The sequence below is a fragment of the Microbacterium sp. J1-1 genome (genome assembly GCF_024498615.1).
Classification (GTDB): Bacteria; Actinomycetota; Actinomycetes; order Actinomycetales; family Microbacteriaceae; genus Microbacterium; species Microbacterium aurugineum.
Genome location: NZ_CP089590.1, coordinates 2,012,556 through 2,027,491 on the forward strand (window position 1 = coordinate 2,012,556; position 14,936 = coordinate 2,027,491).

18 protein-coding genes are annotated in these 14,936 nt (G+C 68.7%); 11 read left to right on the forward strand and 7 right to left on the reverse strand.

Annotated elements, in window-relative coordinates:
• Window positions 1–15 precede the first annotated feature (15 nt).
• Window positions 16–1,200 carry a glycogen synthase gene (gene glgA / locus LRQ07_RS09545; protein ID WP_256534449.1) on the reverse strand — a complete coding sequence of 395 codons (1,185 nt, stop codon included), beginning with the start codon at window positions 1,198–1,200 and terminating at the stop codon, window positions 16–18.
• Window positions 1,201–1,246: 46 nt separating this feature from the next.
• Here glgA and LRQ07_RS09550 point away from each other — a divergent pair, with 46 nt between their 5' ends.
• Genes LRQ07_RS09550 through LRQ07_RS09560 form a run of 3 tightly spaced genes read left to right on the forward strand, consistent with a single transcriptional unit; the run spans window position 1,247 to window position 3,922 of the window.
• On the forward strand, window positions 1,247–2,488 hold the full coding sequence (locus tag LRQ07_RS09550; RefSeq protein WP_131491161.1) for a glucose-1-phosphate adenylyltransferase: 1,242 nt from the start codon (window positions 1,247–1,249) through the stop codon (window positions 2,486–2,488).
• Between the two features lie 49 nt (window positions 2,489–2,537).
• On the forward strand, window positions 2,538–3,173 hold the full coding sequence (gene serB, locus LRQ07_RS09555) for a phosphoserine phosphatase SerB (protein ID WP_256534450.1): 636 nt from the start codon (window positions 2,538–2,540) through the stop codon (window positions 3,171–3,173).
• Between the two features lie 44 nt (window positions 3,174–3,217).
• Complete coding sequence (locus LRQ07_RS09560) at window positions 3,218–3,922, forward strand: alpha/beta fold hydrolase (RefSeq protein WP_256534451.1); 705 nt, start codon at window positions 3,218–3,220, stop codon at window positions 3,920–3,922.
• Window positions 3,923–3,937: 15 nt separating this feature from the next.
• Here the strand turns inward: LRQ07_RS09560 and LRQ07_RS09565 are convergent, their stop codons facing one another.
• A complete protein-coding gene (locus tag LRQ07_RS09565) occupies window positions 3,938–4,648 on the reverse strand; it encodes a beta-ketoacyl-ACP reductase (protein WP_047520033.1) in 711 nt (236 codons plus the stop codon).
• Window positions 4,649–4,787: 139 nt separating this feature from the next.
• Between LRQ07_RS09565 and LRQ07_RS09570 the strand changes: the two genes are divergently transcribed.
• From LRQ07_RS09570 to LRQ07_RS09585, 4 genes are read left to right on the forward strand one after another with little or no spacing between them, the layout of a single operon-like run.
• A complete protein-coding gene (locus LRQ07_RS09570) occupies window positions 4,788–5,435 on the forward strand; it encodes a DUF4190 domain-containing protein (protein WP_232761752.1) in 648 nt (215 codons plus the stop codon).
• Between the two features lie 50 nt (window positions 5,436–5,485).
• Complete coding sequence (locus LRQ07_RS09575; RefSeq protein WP_047520031.1) at window positions 5,486–5,833, forward strand: DUF3099 domain-containing protein; 348 nt, start codon at window positions 5,486–5,488, stop codon at window positions 5,831–5,833.
• Window positions 5,830–6,024 (forward strand): hypothetical protein, encoded by a 195-nt coding sequence (locus LRQ07_RS09580; RefSeq protein ID WP_047520029.1) that lies wholly within the window; start codon window positions 5,830–5,832, stop codon window positions 6,022–6,024. Before LRQ07_RS09575 ends, LRQ07_RS09580 begins: the two co-directional genes overlap by 4 nt.
• Window positions 6,021–6,833, forward strand: coding sequence for an SURF1 family protein (locus tag LRQ07_RS09585; RefSeq protein ID WP_232761751.1), 813 nt, complete (start codon window positions 6,021–6,023; stop codon window positions 6,831–6,833). Before LRQ07_RS09580 ends, LRQ07_RS09585 begins: the two co-directional genes overlap by 4 nt.
• A 15-nt stretch (window positions 6,834–6,848) precedes the next feature.
• Here LRQ07_RS09585 and LRQ07_RS09590 read toward each other — a convergent pair whose 3' ends face one another.
• The 3 genes from LRQ07_RS09590 to LRQ07_RS09600 form a co-directional block, all read right to left on the reverse strand.
• Window positions 6,849–7,283, reverse strand: a complete 435-nt coding sequence (locus LRQ07_RS09590; RefSeq protein WP_232761750.1) for a cupin domain-containing protein — start codon at window positions 7,281–7,283, stop codon at window positions 6,849–6,851.
• Window positions 7,280–7,858 (reverse strand): pyridoxal 5'-phosphate synthase, encoded by a 579-nt coding sequence (locus tag LRQ07_RS09595; RefSeq protein WP_256534453.1) that lies wholly within the window; start codon window positions 7,856–7,858, stop codon window positions 7,280–7,282. The genes LRQ07_RS09590 and LRQ07_RS09595 overlap by 4 nt, the downstream gene beginning before the upstream one ends.
• 66 nt (window positions 7,859–7,924) lie before the next feature.
• Window positions 7,925–9,523: an ABC-F family ATP-binding cassette domain-containing protein gene (locus tag LRQ07_RS09600; RefSeq protein WP_047520019.1), complete on the reverse strand. Its 1,599-nt coding sequence runs from the start codon at window positions 9,521–9,523 to the stop codon at window positions 7,925–7,927.
• 163 nt (window positions 9,524–9,686) lie between these two features.
• On the opposite strand from LRQ07_RS09600, the gene LRQ07_RS09605 reads away from it, so the two are divergent.
• From LRQ07_RS09605 to LRQ07_RS09620, 4 genes are all read left to right on the forward strand, one after another.
• Window positions 9,687–10,304, forward strand: a complete 618-nt coding sequence (locus LRQ07_RS09605) for a DedA family protein (protein WP_232761748.1) — start codon at window positions 9,687–9,689, stop codon at window positions 10,302–10,304.
• Between the two features lie 5 nt (window positions 10,305–10,309).
• Entirely contained in the window at window positions 10,310–11,560 is a 1,251-nt protein-coding gene (locus tag LRQ07_RS09610; protein ID WP_256534454.1) for a sensor histidine kinase, read from the forward strand.
• Complete coding sequence (locus LRQ07_RS09615; protein ID WP_131491169.1) at window positions 11,557–12,228, forward strand: response regulator; 672 nt, start codon at window positions 11,557–11,559, stop codon at window positions 12,226–12,228. Before LRQ07_RS09610 ends, LRQ07_RS09615 begins: the two co-directional genes overlap by 4 nt.
• 99 nt (window positions 12,229–12,327) lie before the next feature.
• Complete coding sequence (locus tag LRQ07_RS09620) at window positions 12,328–13,638, forward strand: acyltransferase family protein (RefSeq protein WP_256534455.1); 1,311 nt, start codon at window positions 12,328–12,330, stop codon at window positions 13,636–13,638.
• A 3-nt stretch (window positions 13,639–13,641) separates the two neighbouring features.
• Here LRQ07_RS09620 and LRQ07_RS09625 read toward each other — a convergent pair whose 3' ends face one another.
• Both LRQ07_RS09625 and LRQ07_RS09630 read right to left on the reverse strand, forming a co-directional pair.
• Window positions 13,642–14,235 (reverse strand): CbiQ family ECF transporter T component, encoded by a 594-nt coding sequence (locus tag LRQ07_RS09625; protein ID WP_256534456.1) that lies wholly within the window; start codon window positions 14,233–14,235, stop codon window positions 13,642–13,644.
• On the reverse strand, window positions 14,232–14,936 hold the full coding sequence (locus tag LRQ07_RS09630) for an energy-coupling factor ABC transporter ATP-binding protein (RefSeq protein WP_256534457.1): 705 nt from the start codon (window positions 14,934–14,936) through the stop codon (window positions 14,232–14,234). Before LRQ07_RS09630 ends, LRQ07_RS09625 begins: the two co-directional genes overlap by 4 nt.

The window sequence follows — 14,936 nt, forward strand, 5'->3', positions numbered from 1 at the left end:
TCCCAGCCTATCGGCTCAGGGCGTCAGCTCCGCGTAGAGCGCGCGCGTCGTCTCCGCGATCGATGCCCAGCTGAAGTCGCTGCGCGCACGCTCCCTCCCGGCCTCGCCGTAGGCCCGCGCCCGCTCCGGATCCATGGCCACTTCGGTGAGCACGGCGGCGAGATCGGCGACGAAGCGGTCCGGGTCGACCGGCGTGCCGGTACCGTCCTGCACCTGATCGATCGGCACGAGCCGACCCGTGCGCCCTTCCGCGACCACCTCAGGGATACCCCCGGTCGCGGTGCCGACGACGGCAGCTCCACAGGCCATCGCTTCGAGATTCACGATGCCCAGAGGCTCGTACACCGAGGGGCACACGAACGTCGTGGCGGCGGTGAGAATCGCGGAGAGTTCATCACGCGGCAGCATCCGCTCGATCCAGATCACTCCGTCGCGACTCTGTTGGAGCATCCGCACCCCCTCCTGCACCTCCGCCATGATCTCCGGAGTGTCCGGGGCCCCGGCGCACAGCACGAGCTGGACCTCAGGCGGGAGCAGCTGCGCGGCCCGGAGCAGATACGGCAACCCCTTCTGCCGAGTGATGCGCCCGACGAAGACGACGGACGGTCGCGAGGGATCCATCCCGATCGATCGCAGGAACGCCTCGTCCTGCACCGGCCGCCAGCGTTCGACATCGATGCCGTTGTGGATCACGCGCACTTTCGCGGGATCCACCTGGGGGTAGCTGCGCAGGATGTCCTCCCGCATGCCGGCGCTCACGGCGATCACGGCGGCGGCGTTCTCGTAGGCGAGGCGTTCGACGCCGCTGGAGATGGCGTAGCCCCCTCCGAGCTGTTCGGCCTTCCACGGGCGCAGGGGCTCGAGGCTGTGGGCGGTGAGCACGTGCGGGATGCCGTGCAGCTGAGAGGCGAGATGACCGGCGAAGTTCGCGTACCAGGTATGGCTGTGCACCAGGTCGGCGTCGGTGATCGCTGACACGATCTCGAGGTCCGTCCCCAGCGTCTGCAGCGCAGCGTTGGCATCAGCGAGCTCGACAGGCGTGCGATAGGCGAACGTACCCGCTTCTTCGCGCGGCTCGCCGAACGCACGCACCCGCACATCGACGTGCTCGCGGAGCGCAGCGACCAGTTCCGCGACGTGCACGCCGGCACCGCCGTAGACCGCGGGCGGGTACTCCTTCGTGATCATTTCGACTCGCATGTCTGAACGCTAGTACAGCAGCCGTGAACGCATCTATGGTGGAGCCATGTCCGCTCCAAAGAAGGTTTTCGGGATCATCCTCGCCGGCGGCGAGGGCAAGCGACTCATGCCTCTCACCGCGGATCGCGCGAAACCGGCGGTGCCGTTCGGCGGACAGTACAGACTCATCGATTTCGCGATCTCGAACCTCATCAATTCCGGTCTGCGACAGATCGTCGTGCTGACGCAGTACAAGTCCCACAGCCTCGATCGCCACATCTCGCAGACCTGGCGCATGTCGGCCCTCCTCGACTCCTACGTCACCTCGGTCCCCGCGCAGCAGCGCCTCGGCAAGCGCTGGTTCTCCGGCTCCGCCGACGCGATCCTGCAGAGCATGAACCTGATCAACGACGAGAAGCCCGACATCGTCGTGGTCATCGGCGCCGACCACGTGTACAGGATGGACTTCCGGCAGATGCTTGAGGCCCATGTCGCGTCCGGGGCGAAGGCGACTGTCGCGGGTATCCGCCAGCCACTCGCCCTCGCCTCGCAGTTCGGCGTGATCGATGCGGACGCGGAGTCGGGAAGGATCAAGCAGTTCCTCGAGAAGCCGACCGACATCGCCGGTCTCGAGGACTCGCCGCACGAGGTGCTCGCCTCGATGGGCAACTACATCTTCGATGCCGATGCCCTCATCGCGGCCGTCGAGGCCGACGGTGAGTCACCCACCTCGGGCCACGACATGGGCGGCGACATCGTCCCCTACTTCGTCGACCGGGGCGAGGCCGGGTACTACGACATGAAGCAGAACGAGGTTCCCGGGTCCTCCCCGCGTGACCGCTCGTACTGGCGCGATGTCGGAACCATCGACTCCTTCTTCGACGCGCACCGCGACCTGATCTCGACGCTGCCCGTGTTCAACCTCTACAACATGGAGTGGCCCATCCACTCGCAGGCGGTCAATTCGCCTCCGGCGAAGTTCGTGCGCGACTCCGTCGGGCGGATCGGCAACGCGATCGACTCGATCGTGTCGCTCGGTTCCGTGCTCTCGGGCACCCATCTCGAACGCAGCGTCGTCGGACCGTGGACGCTCGCCGGTGGCGGGTCGACCATCACCGACTCGGTCGTGTTCGACCACGTCCAGGTGGGTCAAGGAGCCCGCGTGCATCGTGCGATCCTCGACAAGAACGTGGTGCTGGCCGACGGCGCGACGGTGGGCGTGGATCGGGAGCGCGACCTCGCTCGTGGCTTCACGGTGACGGAATCAGGCATCACGGTGGTCGGCAAGGGCGTCTTCATCGAACGCTGAAGACGTCACGCGGCGCGTCGACCCACCGGGTGATGGATAGGCTCGACGAGTGACTGCTGCACGATTCCTCGTCGTCCTCGATGCCGATTCCACCCTCATCCGCAATGAGGTGATCGAACTGCTCGCCGACGAGGCCGGACGGCGCGACGAGGTGCAGGCTGCCACGGAGGCGGCGATGCGCGGCGAGGTCGACTTCGCGACGAGCCTGCGTTCCCGGGTCACCGCGCTGAAGGGCGTTCCGGTGTCGGCATTCGAGCGTGTGCGCGCGCGGATCGAACCCACCCCGGGCGTGCGCGAACTCACCGCCGCCGTCCGCACCCGCGGCGGTGTCGTCGGCGTCGTCTCCGGAGGCTTCCACGAGATCCTCGACGTGGTGGCGCCCGACCTGGGCGTGGACCGCTGGCGGGCGAACCGGCTCGAGGTGGTCGACGGCTCGCTGTCCGGTCACGTCGACGGAGACATCGTCGACGGGGCGGCGAAGGCGCGCTCCCTCCAGGAGTGGGCGGCCGAGCTCGGGGTCGCGCCACACGCCACGATCGCGATCGGTGACGGTGCCAACGACCTGGCGATGATGGCCGTCGCCGGGCTCGGTCTGGCCTTCAACGCGAAGCCCGCGGTCCGTGAGGCGGCGAGCCTCGTGATCGGCCCGCAGGACCTTTCCGAGGTCATCGCGCTGCTTCCGTAGGAGAACTCCTGGCGATTGTCCGAACCCGCCACTAGCGTCGGCTCATGGACATCATCCTCATTCCCGGACTCTGGCTCGACGCATCCAGCTGGGACGACGTGATCCCGGCGCTGGAGGAGGCAGGTCATCGGGTGCACCCGCTCAGCATGCCCGGAATCGGCGAAGACGCATCCGTCTCCTCCGAGATCGGCATCGCAGAGTGGATCGCTGCCGCCGCCTCCGCCGTCGATGCCGTCGATGCCGTCGACGGCGACGTCGTGGTCGTCGGGCACAGCGGCGGCGGCAATGTCGCCTGGGGTGTCGCAGACGCTCGCCCCGACCGGGTGCGCCGCGTGATCTTCGTCGACACGGCGCCGCCCGCGGACGGACACGGGATCAGCGAGTTCGACGTCGTCGACGGGGTCGTGCCGTTCCCGGGATGGGATCACTTCCCCGACGAAGACGTCAACGACCTCGATGAGGCCACGCGCGCACGGACTGCACCGCTCACGCACAGCGTCCCTGCACGGGTGCCGACGGACGGCATCGCGCTCCGCGATCCGGCGCGCTACCGTGTGCCGGTGACCCTGCTGATGGGCGACCTCGATCAGTCCGCGTTCGAGAAGGTGATCGAGCAGTGGGGCCCGTTCGCCGACGAGTTCCACGCGATCGAGTCAGCCGAAGTCGTCCGCATCGGATCCGGCCACTGGCCGCAGTTCTCCGTGCCGGAGCGGCTGGGCGCGCTCCTCAACGCCGCGATCGCGCGGTGATGCTCTCGGAATGCGTCAGTGCCCCATCCCGAGACCGCCGTCGACGGGGATGACCGCACCGGAGATATAGCCGGCATCGTCGCCGGCGAGCCACGTCACCACACCGGCGACCTCGTCCGGCGTGGCGAAACGGGCAGCCGGGATGTTCGCCTTGTACTGCTTCTGCGTCTCCTCCGGGAGCTCCGCGGTCATGTCGGTCTCGATGAACCCGGGAGCGACGACGTTCGCCGTGATGCCGCGAGCACCGAGCTCGCGCGTGATCGAGCGGGCGAAGCCGACCAGTGCGCTCTTGGACGCGGAGTAGTTGACCTGCCCCGCGGAGCCGTACAGACCCACGACGCTGGAGATCAGGATGATCCGGCCGAAACGAGCCCGAAGCATCCCCTTCGAGGCGCGCTTGACCACGCGGAACGTCCCGCCCAGGTTGGTGGCCACGACGCTGTCGAAGTCGTCCTCGCTCATGCGCAGCAACAACGTGTCCTTCGTGATCCCCGCGTTCGCGACGACGATCTCGATCGGACCGAGCTGTTGCTCCACCTCGGTGAAGGCGGCGTCGATCGCTGCGGCGTCGGTGACGTCCGCACGGACCGTGAGGGTGCCTTCAGGGCCCTCGCCGCTGCGCGCAGTGACGGCGACCCGGTATCCCTCGCGCACGAAGCGCTCTGCGATCGCGCGGCCGATGCCGCGATTGCCGCCGGTGACGAGGACGACGCGCTCAGCGCTCATGGGGACACTCCTGATCTGGGCCGGTGGCGCGGGGTTCCGGGCCGTCATCGATCCTACCGATGTTGCCGACGCCGGCCGCGGCACCGCGTTGACAGACACTCTGCATGCTGGGAATCTGAAATCGACGAAAGGCTTCCTCGTGAGCGACAACCGCACCCCCTCTTCCGGAGACGAGACGCCGGTCAGCCCGCCGCCACCGCCCGCTCCGCCCGCACCGTCCGCGCCGCCGATCGCGCCGCCCCCGCAGAGCGGTCCCGGCCCCGCACCGTCGTACACGCACCCTGCGGCACCGTTCCCCGGAACTGCCCCTGCCGCTTCCCCGGTGCCTGGGTACGGCCCGCCGCCCCAGCCCGGCTACGCCCCGCCGCCCCAGCCGGGGTATGCCCCGCCCCCGCAGCCGGGATACGGCGTCGCTCCGTCGCAACCCGGATGGGGAGCGGCACCCGTCCAGCCCGGTTACGGCCCTCCTTCGGCGCCCGTGTACCCCGTCGTCACTTCGCGCCCCACCAGCCCCCTGGCCGTCACCTCGTTGGTCTGCGGCCTTGCCGGGATCGTGCTCTTCTGGGCGGTCATCCCGCTCCTGGCATCCGTCGCGGCGGTCATCACCGGTCACATGGCGCTCGGACAGACCAAGCGCAATCCGGGAATCGGTGGCCGGGGAATGGCGATCGCCGGACTGATCCTCGGCTATGCGGTGGTGGGCGTGGGCGTGTTCATCCTGGTCAGCACGATCATCAGCTTCCTGTTCCTCGGGGCTTTCAGCCTGCCGTTCATCTTCGCCGGCTGAGTCCCCGAAGGGCATCCGAGGGGTCTGCATCGGCGTAGGCTGGATGCATCGTGAAGAACGCGCGTCAAGTCCCGGCCGTCACCTCACTGCCGCAGTCTCCGCGGGATGAGGCAGACCATCGTGTGCGCCGCTATGCCTTGACGATGACGATCCGCATCGTGTGCTTCGGGCTCATGGTGCTGGTCCAGCCGTACGGGTGGTACACCTGGGTCTTCGGCATCTCCGCCGCTGTCCTGCCCTACATCGCCGTGGTGTTCGCGAACGCCGGGAGCGACAGCACCGAGACCACCGCGGAATCCCCCCTGCGGGAGATCGATGCCCCGCGGCCCACGCCGCTCGACTCCGAACCGTCGGCTCCGCAGATCTTCACGATCCACGAAGGCCCCAAAGAACCATGAACGACTTCGAGTGCTCGCGTGCCGGTTGCCGGAGCGCGGCGACCCGTCAGGTGGTGTGGCGCAATCCCCGTATCCATGCCGCCGATCGCGAGAAGATCTGGTTGGCGTGCGATGCACATGTCGATTTCCTCCGCGACTACCTGGCGGCGCGCGACTTCCCGGTGACCGTCCGTGATGGGGTTCCCGCATGAGCCGGCGCCTGACCCGCTGGACCGTGTACGTGCTCATCGCGATCGGCTTCGCGATCGCTTGCGTCTTCCTCTCGAACTGGCAGTTCGAGAGGAACGAGACGCGCGCCGCGCAGATCGAGCTCGTCGAGCAGAACTACGACGCGGCTCCCGTCCCGCTGTCCGCGGTGATCGGCGAGGACGGTGCGCTCGATCCCGACGACGAGTGGCGGCCCGTCACGCTGCAAGGTGAGTATCTGGCCGATCAGGAGCTGCTGGTGCGCAACCGTCCGCACGGCGGGACGAGCGCCTTCGAGGTCTTGGTCCCGTTCCGTGACGCCGATGGGCGCATCTTCATCGTGGACCGCGGCTGGGTGCCTCCGGGCGAGGGCGCTGAGCCGGACTCGGTGCCGTCACCACCGGACGGAGAGGTCGAGGTGACCGTGCGTCTGCGCCCGGGCGAGCAACTTCCCGCCTCGGGACGTGGGGCGCCCGAGGGGCAGGTGCCCACGATCAACCTGCCCTCGATCGCCGAGCAGGTCGACGGCGAGGTGATCACGGGGGCCTATGGTCGGGTGATCAGCGAAGAGCCCGCAGGATCCGGGTCTCTGGGAGGCTTCGACTCCCCCACCGATGACCCCGGCCCGCACCTGTCGTACGCGATCCAGTGGATCCTGTTCGCCCTCATGGGATTCATCTTCATCGGGTACATCATCCGCACGGAGATCGTGAAACACCGGGAAGAGGTCGAAGGTGTTCCTGCGCCCGTGAAGAGTCCGCGTCGCCGTGATCACGACGCCGATGTCGAGGATGAGCTGCTCGACGTGCGGTGACGCCGGGTCGGGCGTTCAGTCCACCCAGGGCATCGGCCGCTCCGGCAGACGCGCGCTGTCATCCGGAAAGTGCGGCAATTCCTCGCCGCCGGCGCGGAGACAAAGCCAGCGCAGCTCCCCCGGGCTGTCCGGTCGTGCTCGCCAGGTGCGGGCGACGCCCTGACCGACGCGGATCACGGTTCCGGGTCCGACCTCGACGATGTCGTCGTCGAGACCCATCTGACCGCGCCCACCGAGGAACACGTACACCTCTTCGATCTTCCTGTGCACGTGCCAGTACCCGGCCTCCTCACCCGGTTCGAGCGCGTTCGCCGTCATCCCGATGTACTGCATGGTCAGCTCGTGATCCACGACCCTTCGCCCGTCGCGCGCCCGGGCGGCGTCGAAACCTCCGTGGTGGGCACGCCACTCGTCGAGCGCCCCGATCTCGACCACCTGATAGTCACTCATGCCTGCTCCTCGATGCTCCAACCGGCGTCGGTACGCTCATAGACGATCCGTGTGTGGCGCCGGTCAGGCGCACCCTGCCAGAACTCGACACGGGTCGCGAGGAGCCGCCAGAGGACCCACTCCCCGGGCGCCACACCGGCACGGGCCTCGGCCGAACGCGCCGCGAGGTCCGCTGCGCTCTCCTCGACGGATGCCTCTTGAATCCGTCCGCGGACACGCACGGCACGCAGGACGGGCTGCCACCAGAAGTTCAGCGCGGCCACCGGGTGCGCGTCGAGCTGGGCGGCCTTGCGCGAGGAGCGGGAACCCGCGAAGGCCCATCCGCGCTCATCCACGTCTTTGAGGATCAGCGTCCGGGCGTCGGGTATGCCGTCGAGGTCGAGCGTCGCCAGGGTCATCGCGTGCGGCTCCGGCACTCCCGTCGCGGCCGCCCTCGTGATCCACTCCCGGAAGAGCGGTACCGGGTCATCGGGACGATCGACGGCTTCACCCGGAGGTACTGCTCCCGTGAGCGAGGGCTGCACGCGCAACCACGCACTCATCTCGGAAGGACGGGATCGCGGCTCAGTCTGCATGCTCCCGACTATGCCACGAGTCGCCGTGTGGATCCGTCATCGACCTGCACAGCAGGGTGAGCGCGGTCAGGCGAGCTCGATGAGGTCCTGGTACTCCTGGCTCCAGATGTCCTCGACGCCGTCGGGCAGGATGAGCACGCGCTCGGGGTTGAGCGACTGCACGGCGCCGGGGTCGTGCGAGACGAGGACCACCGCGCCCTCGTAGTGCGCGAGCGCTCCGAGGATCTCCTCACGTGAGGCGGGGTCGAGGTTGTTTGTCGGCTCATCGAGCAGCAGCAGGTTGGCGGACGAGACGACGAGCGTCGCGAGGGACAGGCGGGTCTTCTCCCCACCGGAGAGCACCCCCGCCGGCTTGAGCACATCGTCCCCGGTGAACAGGAAGGAGCCGAGCACCTTGCGCGCTTCGGTCTCGGTGATGTGGGGCGCAGCAGACACCATGTTCTCGAGCACCGAGCGGCTGACGTCGAGATTCTCGTGTTCCTGCGCGTAGTAGCCGACCTTCAGTCCGTGACCGGGCTCGAGCTGGCCGGTGTCGGGCTGATCGACGCCTGCGAGCATCCGCAGCAGCGTGGTCTTTCCGGCACCGTTGAGGCCGAGCACGACGACCTTGGACCCGCGGTCGATCGCGAGGTCGACATCGGTGAAGATCTCGAGCGAACCGTAGGACTTCGAGAGGCCGCTCGCCATCATCGGGGTCTTGCCGCACGGTGCCGGCTTCGGGAAGCGCAGCTTCGCGACCCGGTCCTCCTGACGGACCTCGTCGAGACCGGCGAGCAGCTTCTCGGCGCGGGCGATCATCTGGTGGGCGGCCGCGGCCTTCGAGGCCTTCGCGCCGAAACGGGCGGCCTGCAGCTGCAGCGTCGTCGCCTTCTTCTCGGCGTTCGCGCGCTCCTTCTTGCGACGCTCCTCATCCGCCACCCGCTGACGCAGGTAGTTCTTCCAGTTCATGTTGTAGGTGTCGATGATCTGGCGGTTCGCGTCGAGGTAGAACACCCGGTTCACGGTCTCGCCGACCAGTTCGACATCGTGGCTGATCACGATCAGACCACCCTTGTAGCCCTTGAGGAACTCTCGCAGCCACACGACGCTGTCCGCGTCGAGGTGGTTGGTCGGCTCGTCGAGGATCATCGTCTGCGCGTCCGAGAAGAGAATGCGCGCGAGCTCGATGCGTCGACGCTGCCCACCGGAAAGCGTCGACAGCGGCTGGTCGAGGATGCGGTCGGGAAGGGAGAGGTTGTTGGCGATCGAAGCCGCCTCCGCCTCCGCCGCATAGCCGCCCTGACCTTCGAACTGCTCGGTCAGACGCGCGTAGCGCTTCATCGCCTTGTCGGCCACGGCCGGATCATCCGATCCCATCGCGAGTGCCGCCTCGGTCATCCCGAGGTTCAGCTGGCCGAGACCACGAGCGTCGAGGATGCGGGTGCGGGCGAGGTCTTCAGGATTGCCCGAACGGGGGTCCTGCGGCAGGTAGCCGAGCTCGCCCGAGCGGGTCACACTGCCGCCGGACGGCAGGACGTCACCGGCGAGCACCTTGGTGAGCGTCGTCTTCCCGGCCCCGTTGCGGCCGACGAGTCCGATCTTGTCTCCGTCGGCGACACGGAACGAGACGTTCTCCATCAGCAGGCGCGCGCCAACGCGGATCTCGAGGTCGTGCACGGCAAGCACAGCGGACGTCCGTTCTTTCGGGGAGGGTGGTCGGCCGATCGGCCAGCCTCCCAGTATATGCGTCGTAGCCGGGGGCCTCGCTCAGCAAGATCAATCCGGAGAGTGACGCAGGCGATACCGCGGAGGGATGCCCACCGCCGCACCCGCCGCATAACGTGCTCGAGTGGACATCCTCAACGAGCTCATCATGCAGGCCATCGCCTCCCCCTGGCTGTACCTGGTCCTCTTCGCGGTCACGGTCATCGATGGCTTCTTCCCACCCGTGCCCAGTGAGACCGTGCTCGTCGCCGCGGCGGCCGTCACCGCTTCGACGGGCGAGGGGAATCTCCTGCTCCTCGGTGCGGTCGCGGCGGTCGGTGCCGCGATCGGCGACAACCTCGCTTTCCTGATCGGGCGGGCGATCGGCACCACACGCTTCGCCTGGATGCGGCGCCCCAGGGTCGCCGCCACCTTCGCCTACGCCCAGCATGCGCTCGACCGACGCAGCGCCACTCTGATCCTCGGCGCCCGCTACATCCCGGTGGGTCGCGTCGCCGTCAACATGTCCGCCGGCGCTCTCGGCTTCCCCTGGCGGCGGTTCCTCCCGTTGAGCCTGATCGCCGGCACCAGCTGGAGTGTGTTCAGCCTCGCGATCGGCCTGCTCGCCGGTGCCTGGATCAAGGATCAGCCGCTGCTCAGCGCCGGCCTCGGGATCGTCATCGCCCTCGTCGTCGGGCTCGTGATCGACCGGATCGCCGCAGCCCGTCGCCGCCGCGTCCCTGCCGCTCAACTGGCAGGATGACAGTCATGGCACGCCGACGCGAGCGCACACCTTTGCGCCAACGCATCAGCCGCCGCACCGCCGCCCTCGTGGCCTTGGGTGCGGCGGCCGCGGCGCTGTACGCCGTTCTGGTGTCGCTGCAGACCGTGTTGTACGGCACACCGCTGCCCCTGTCGTTCATCCTCGGTGCCGCTCTGTGCGCTTCGCCGCTGCTCGCACTCTCCCGCCCGGCGTTGGCCATCGGCCTCTTCACGGCGGCCGCCCTCACCCTGCCCCTCACGGTCGTCACCGAGATGGCGGTCGAGTCCCCGTGGCCGTGGTCCGTCCCCGCACTCCTGACGTTCGTGCTCTTCGTGGGCGTCGTCACCTTCGTCCACGGCGGACGACTCGGCGCGTTCGCCCTGCTCCTCGGTGCGATCGCGTCGCTTCTCGCGCCGGTCATCCGCCCCGACCTGGTGGCGCGGCCGGAGTCCTCGGCGAGTGCCACAGCCGACCTCATCGTCACGACGGCGGTCGCCGCCGCGATGTTCCTCATCGCGGCTCTGGTCGCCGGCCGCGTCCGGGTCGCCGCCGAGCTGACGCGCGAGAAGGAGCACAGTGCGCTCGAGGAAGCCAGGCGCGCCCTCGTCGAGGAGCGCACCCGGATCGCCCGCGAACTGCATGACGTCGTCGCGCACAGCATGTCGGTGATCCAGGTCCAGGCGTCGACCGCGCGGTACCGCATCCCCGAGCTGGGAGACGTGGCGACGGCCGAGTTCGACGACATCGCCGCGACCGCGCGCAGCTCGCTCACCGAGATGCGACGGATGCTCGGTGTCCTCCGAACCGAGGATCAGGATGCCGAGCTGGCCCCCCAGCAGGGCATCGACGACATCCCTGCCCTGGTCGACAGCATCCGGCGCGCCGGTGTCGAGGTCGGCCTCGTGCTCGAAGGCGGAGACACGACGAACGCCGAACCCGCCGTGCAGATCGCCGCGTTCCGTATCGTCCAGGAAGCACTGAGCAATGCGGTCCGCCACGCGCCCGGCGCGAGGATCGCGGTGCGGTTGCACGCGGACGCTCGCACCGTCCACATCCGTGTGCACAACGCCGCGCCGCCACACCGTCCTGATGGTCACGGAGGCGGCTACGGCCTGCGTGGCATGCGGGAACGCGCCGAGATCCTCGGCGGGAGCCTCTCCGCCGGCCCCGCGGAGGACGGCGGGTGGGATGTCGACGCCGTCCTTCCCGTCGCCCCCGGTAGCACCGCCTCTTCCCTCGACAAGGAGAATCCGTGACGATCAGCGTGCTCATCGCCGACGACCAGGCCATGGTCCGCGCCGGATTCGCCGCGCTCCTCGATGCCCACGAGGGGATCCGGGTGGCCGGACAGGCATCGACCGGGGACGAGGCCGTCACCCTCGCAGCACGTCTCGATCCCGACGTGATCCTGATGGACGTGCGCATGCCCGAGCTCGACGGGATCGAGGCGACCCGACGCATCCTCGGCCCGTCGTACCCGGCCGCGCATGTCCCCAGGATCCTCATGCTCACCACTTTCGACATCGACGACTACGTGTACGACGCGCTCGAGGCCGGGGCGAGCGGATTCCTGCTCAAGGACGCGTTGCCCGAAGAGCTCGTCCACGCCGTGCGGGTCGTCGCCGGCGGAGACGCCCTCCTCGCACCGAGCGTGACGCGGCGGATGATCGAGCAGTTCGCCGGCCGCCGCCCCCGCGCGCCACGCTCCGCGACCGCGCTCGCAGAACTCACCGATCGTGAACGCGAGGTGCTCGTCCTGATCGGCAGGGGCCGCTCGAACACCGAGATCGCCGCCGACCTCTTCATCGCCGAGCAGACGGTGAAGACACACGTCGGCAAGGTGCTCGCGAAGCTGAACCTGCGCGATCGCGTGCACGCCGTGATCCTGGCGTACGACACCGGTCTGGTCGAGCCGTCGTCCTGACTCAACCCCCTCGTAGGGGGTCGCAACGGCACCCGGGGGTGATGCCGCTGCGGTCACCGCATCCATAGTCTCCTGGGACACCGCTCCCGAGGAGGACTCATGGCCATCGTCCAGACGCCGCACGCCGCCGTTTCCGCGCGTCCCCGGCGCCCAGCCCGCGACACCGGGATCGACTTCGTCCGGGCGCTCTGCGTGCTGGGCGTGGTGCTCCTGCATTCGATCATGGTGGGGGTCACGGTCGCCGACCAGGGCCCTGTCTTCACCAATGCCAGCGACGGCACCGCGTGGATCGCGCCGCTCAGCTGGTTGCTCCAGGTGATGCCTCTCTTCTTCGTGATCGGCGGCTTCTCCGGACTCCTCGCCTACCGGCGGACTCGGGAGCGCGGAGGCACGGCGATCGGATTCATCGCGGGTCGACTGCACCGCCTGCTGCGGCCCGCCGTCTTCACGATCGCGGCCGTCGGGGTGGGTCTGGCACTGCTCACGGTCGCCGGGGTCCCTGCCGACCTCATCGCGACCGCGGGATTCCGCTACGGCCAACCCCTGTGGTTCCTCGGCGTGTTCCTGCTCTGCCAGACCCTGCTCCCGCTGCTCGCCTCGGCGCACGAGCGGGCTCCGCATCGCACGATCACCGTGCTGGCCGCGGCGGCGATCGCCGTCGATGTGCTGCGCGCCGTGACCGGACTGGAAGGGCTCGGCTTCCTGAACCTCGCCTTCGTCTGGCTAGCCCTGCAGCAACTCGGCTTCTTCCTCGCCGACGGACGCATCGACGCGCTCCGCAGGCGCACACGGGCGGCAGCCGGATTCGGTGCGTTGCTGGTGCTCGTCGCCACGTTCGCGTCCGGCCTCTACTCCTCCGACCTGATCGCGAACATCAATCCGCCGACCGGAGCGCTCCTCCTCGTGGGTGTTGCGCACACGAGCCTGCTGTCCTTGCACCGCGAGCGGCTCGAACGTTTCAGTCGGCGACCCCGCGTCGCAGCCTTCACCGGATTCGTGACCGCCCGCACCATGACGATCTACCTCTGGCACATGCCCGTGCTGCTCATGATGGCGGGCGTCACCGCGGTCTCCGCGATGGCCGTCGGGGCCACCCTTCCCGCACTCGACAGCGCGGGCTGGTGGGCCGGCCGTCCACTCTGGCTCGTCACCGCCCTGGCACTCACCGCGCTCGCCGCCGTCGCGTTCACTCGATTCGAGGCACAGCCCGCGCCGCAGGCAACGGCTTCGCGACCGAGGCTGGTGGTCGGTGTCCTGAGCGGTCTGATCGGCATCGTGTTGCTCCTGGTGCTCGGCACCTCGGTGGCCACCGCGCTGATCGCCGTCGCACTGGTCCTCAGCGCTCTCCGCCTCTGCTCCCAGGAGAAGCCCTCGCCGTCACCGGCAACGGGTGTCCTCGTCCCGGCCTAGAGGTCAACCGATACCCCGGGCCGCCAGCGCGTCACCGACCTCATCCGCATGACGCAGGGCCAGCACGAGCAGAGGGACGACCGCGCGCACCCCCAACCGCACGCCACGGGCGCGCTCCGCCTCCCGGAGGCGCGCGAGGAACCCGGCCATCACCGGGATCGTCGTGAGGGTGAGTGAGACGGTGAGGGCCGCCGCATCGGGATCCACCCCGAAACGGTGGAGCGGCCGCAGGAAGCGACGGAGCACAGCGAGGAGGTCGGACACTCGCGTCGTGAGCGTCAAGAGACTCGCAAGGAGGAGCACGGCGACGACTCGCCCCGTGTTGACCCAGGCGGCAGAAGGCGAGACGAAGACCGCCAGAGCGACGCCGAGCACGACGACGAGCCAGCGCAGACGCCAGATCTCGACGAACGGCACCCGGAGCGGGAGACCGCCGATGGCGTACAGCGCCAGCACGAGGGTCAGAGAGACGGCGATGCTGAGCGGGTCATGCGGGTACAGCGACAGGACGAGGGATCCGAGCGCCAGGGCCGCCAGCTTGAACGTGACACGAGCCCGATGGAGGATGCCGTGCCCGGGAATGTACAGTGCGATCATGCGCACGCCCGACGGTAGGCCTCGATCACCGTCGCCGGCTCACCCACGGTACTGACCCGCCCCTCCTCGAACAGCACGACCGCCTCGCAGCGCGCGGCCAGTTCGAGATCGTGCGTCACGACCACCACCTGGGATGGCTGCGCGAGCAGGAGATCGCCGATGCGGCGCGCGTTGCGGAGATCGAGGAGAGTCGTTGGCTCATCGGCCACGATCAACTCAGGCTCGGTGATGAGCACGGAAGCGAGCGCGAGCATCTGCTTCTGTCCGCCGGACAGACTCGACGCCGGGACATCGGCGTGGCGCGCCAGACCATGCGCGTCGAGCGCCGCGCGCACCAGCGCGTCCGCCTCTGCTTTCGGACGCCCGCGCACCGAGAGCGCGAGATCTTCAGCCGGTGTCGGCATGAGGATCTGCGCGTCGGGATTGGTGAAAACGAACCCCACGCGTCTGCGGACGTCCGCCCGATCCCGCTGCGGATCGATCCCGTGTACCGACACGTGACCGCGGCTCGGTGCCACCAGCCCGTTCAGAAGTCGCACGAACGTCGACTTCCCCGACCCGTTCGCTCCGATCACGGCGATCGTGGGGGCGCTCAGCTCCAGCGTGACGTCCTCGAGCACGGAGCGACCATCGAACTCCACTGACACCCCGTCGACCGCGATCACACCGTGTGTGACCTGGGTTCGTCCTGCCTTCGTCAT

Bases quoted from the DNA above. Each gene is read 5' to 3' on its own strand.
- LRQ07_RS09620 (WP_256534455.1), top strand. From the start codon at position 12,328: ATGGCCATCGTCCAGACGCCGCACGCCGCCGTTTCCGCGCGTCCCCGG.
- LRQ07_RS09610 (WP_256534454.1), top strand. From the start codon at position 10,310: ATGGCACGCCGACGCGAGCGCACACCTTTGCGCCAACGCATCAGCCGC.
- LRQ07_RS09625 (WP_256534456.1), bottom strand. From the start codon at position 14,235: ATGATCGCACTGTACATTCCCGGGCACGGCATCCTCCATCGGGCTCGT.
- LRQ07_RS09560 (WP_256534451.1), top strand. From the start codon at position 3,218: ATGGACATCATCCTCATTCCCGGACTCTGGCTCGACGCATCCAGCTGG.
- LRQ07_RS09550 (WP_131491161.1), top strand. From the start codon at position 1,247: ATGTCCGCTCCAAAGAAGGTTTTCGGGATCATCCTCGCCGGCGGCGAG.
- LRQ07_RS09630 (WP_256534457.1), bottom strand. From the start codon at position 14,936: ATGACGAAGGCAGGACGAACCCAGGTCACACACGGTGTGATCGCGGTC.
- LRQ07_RS09565 (WP_047520033.1), bottom strand. From the start codon at position 4,648: ATGAGCGCTGAGCGCGTCGTCCTCGTCACCGGCGGCAATCGCGGCATC.
- LRQ07_RS09590 (WP_232761750.1), bottom strand. From the start codon at position 7,283: ATGAGTGACTATCAGGTGGTCGAGATCGGGGCGCTCGACGAGTGGCGT.
- LRQ07_RS09580 (WP_047520029.1), top strand. From the start codon at position 5,830: ATGAACGACTTCGAGTGCTCGCGTGCCGGTTGCCGGAGCGCGGCGACC.
- LRQ07_RS09595 (WP_256534453.1), bottom strand. From the start codon at position 7,858: ATGCAGACTGAGCCGCGATCCCGTCCTTCCGAGATGAGTGCGTGGTTG.
- LRQ07_RS09585 (WP_232761751.1), top strand. From the start codon at position 6,021: ATGAGCCGGCGCCTGACCCGCTGGACCGTGTACGTGCTCATCGCGATC.
- glgA (WP_256534449.1), bottom strand. From the start codon at position 1,200: ATGCGAGTCGAAATGATCACGAAGGAGTACCCGCCCGCGGTCTACGGC.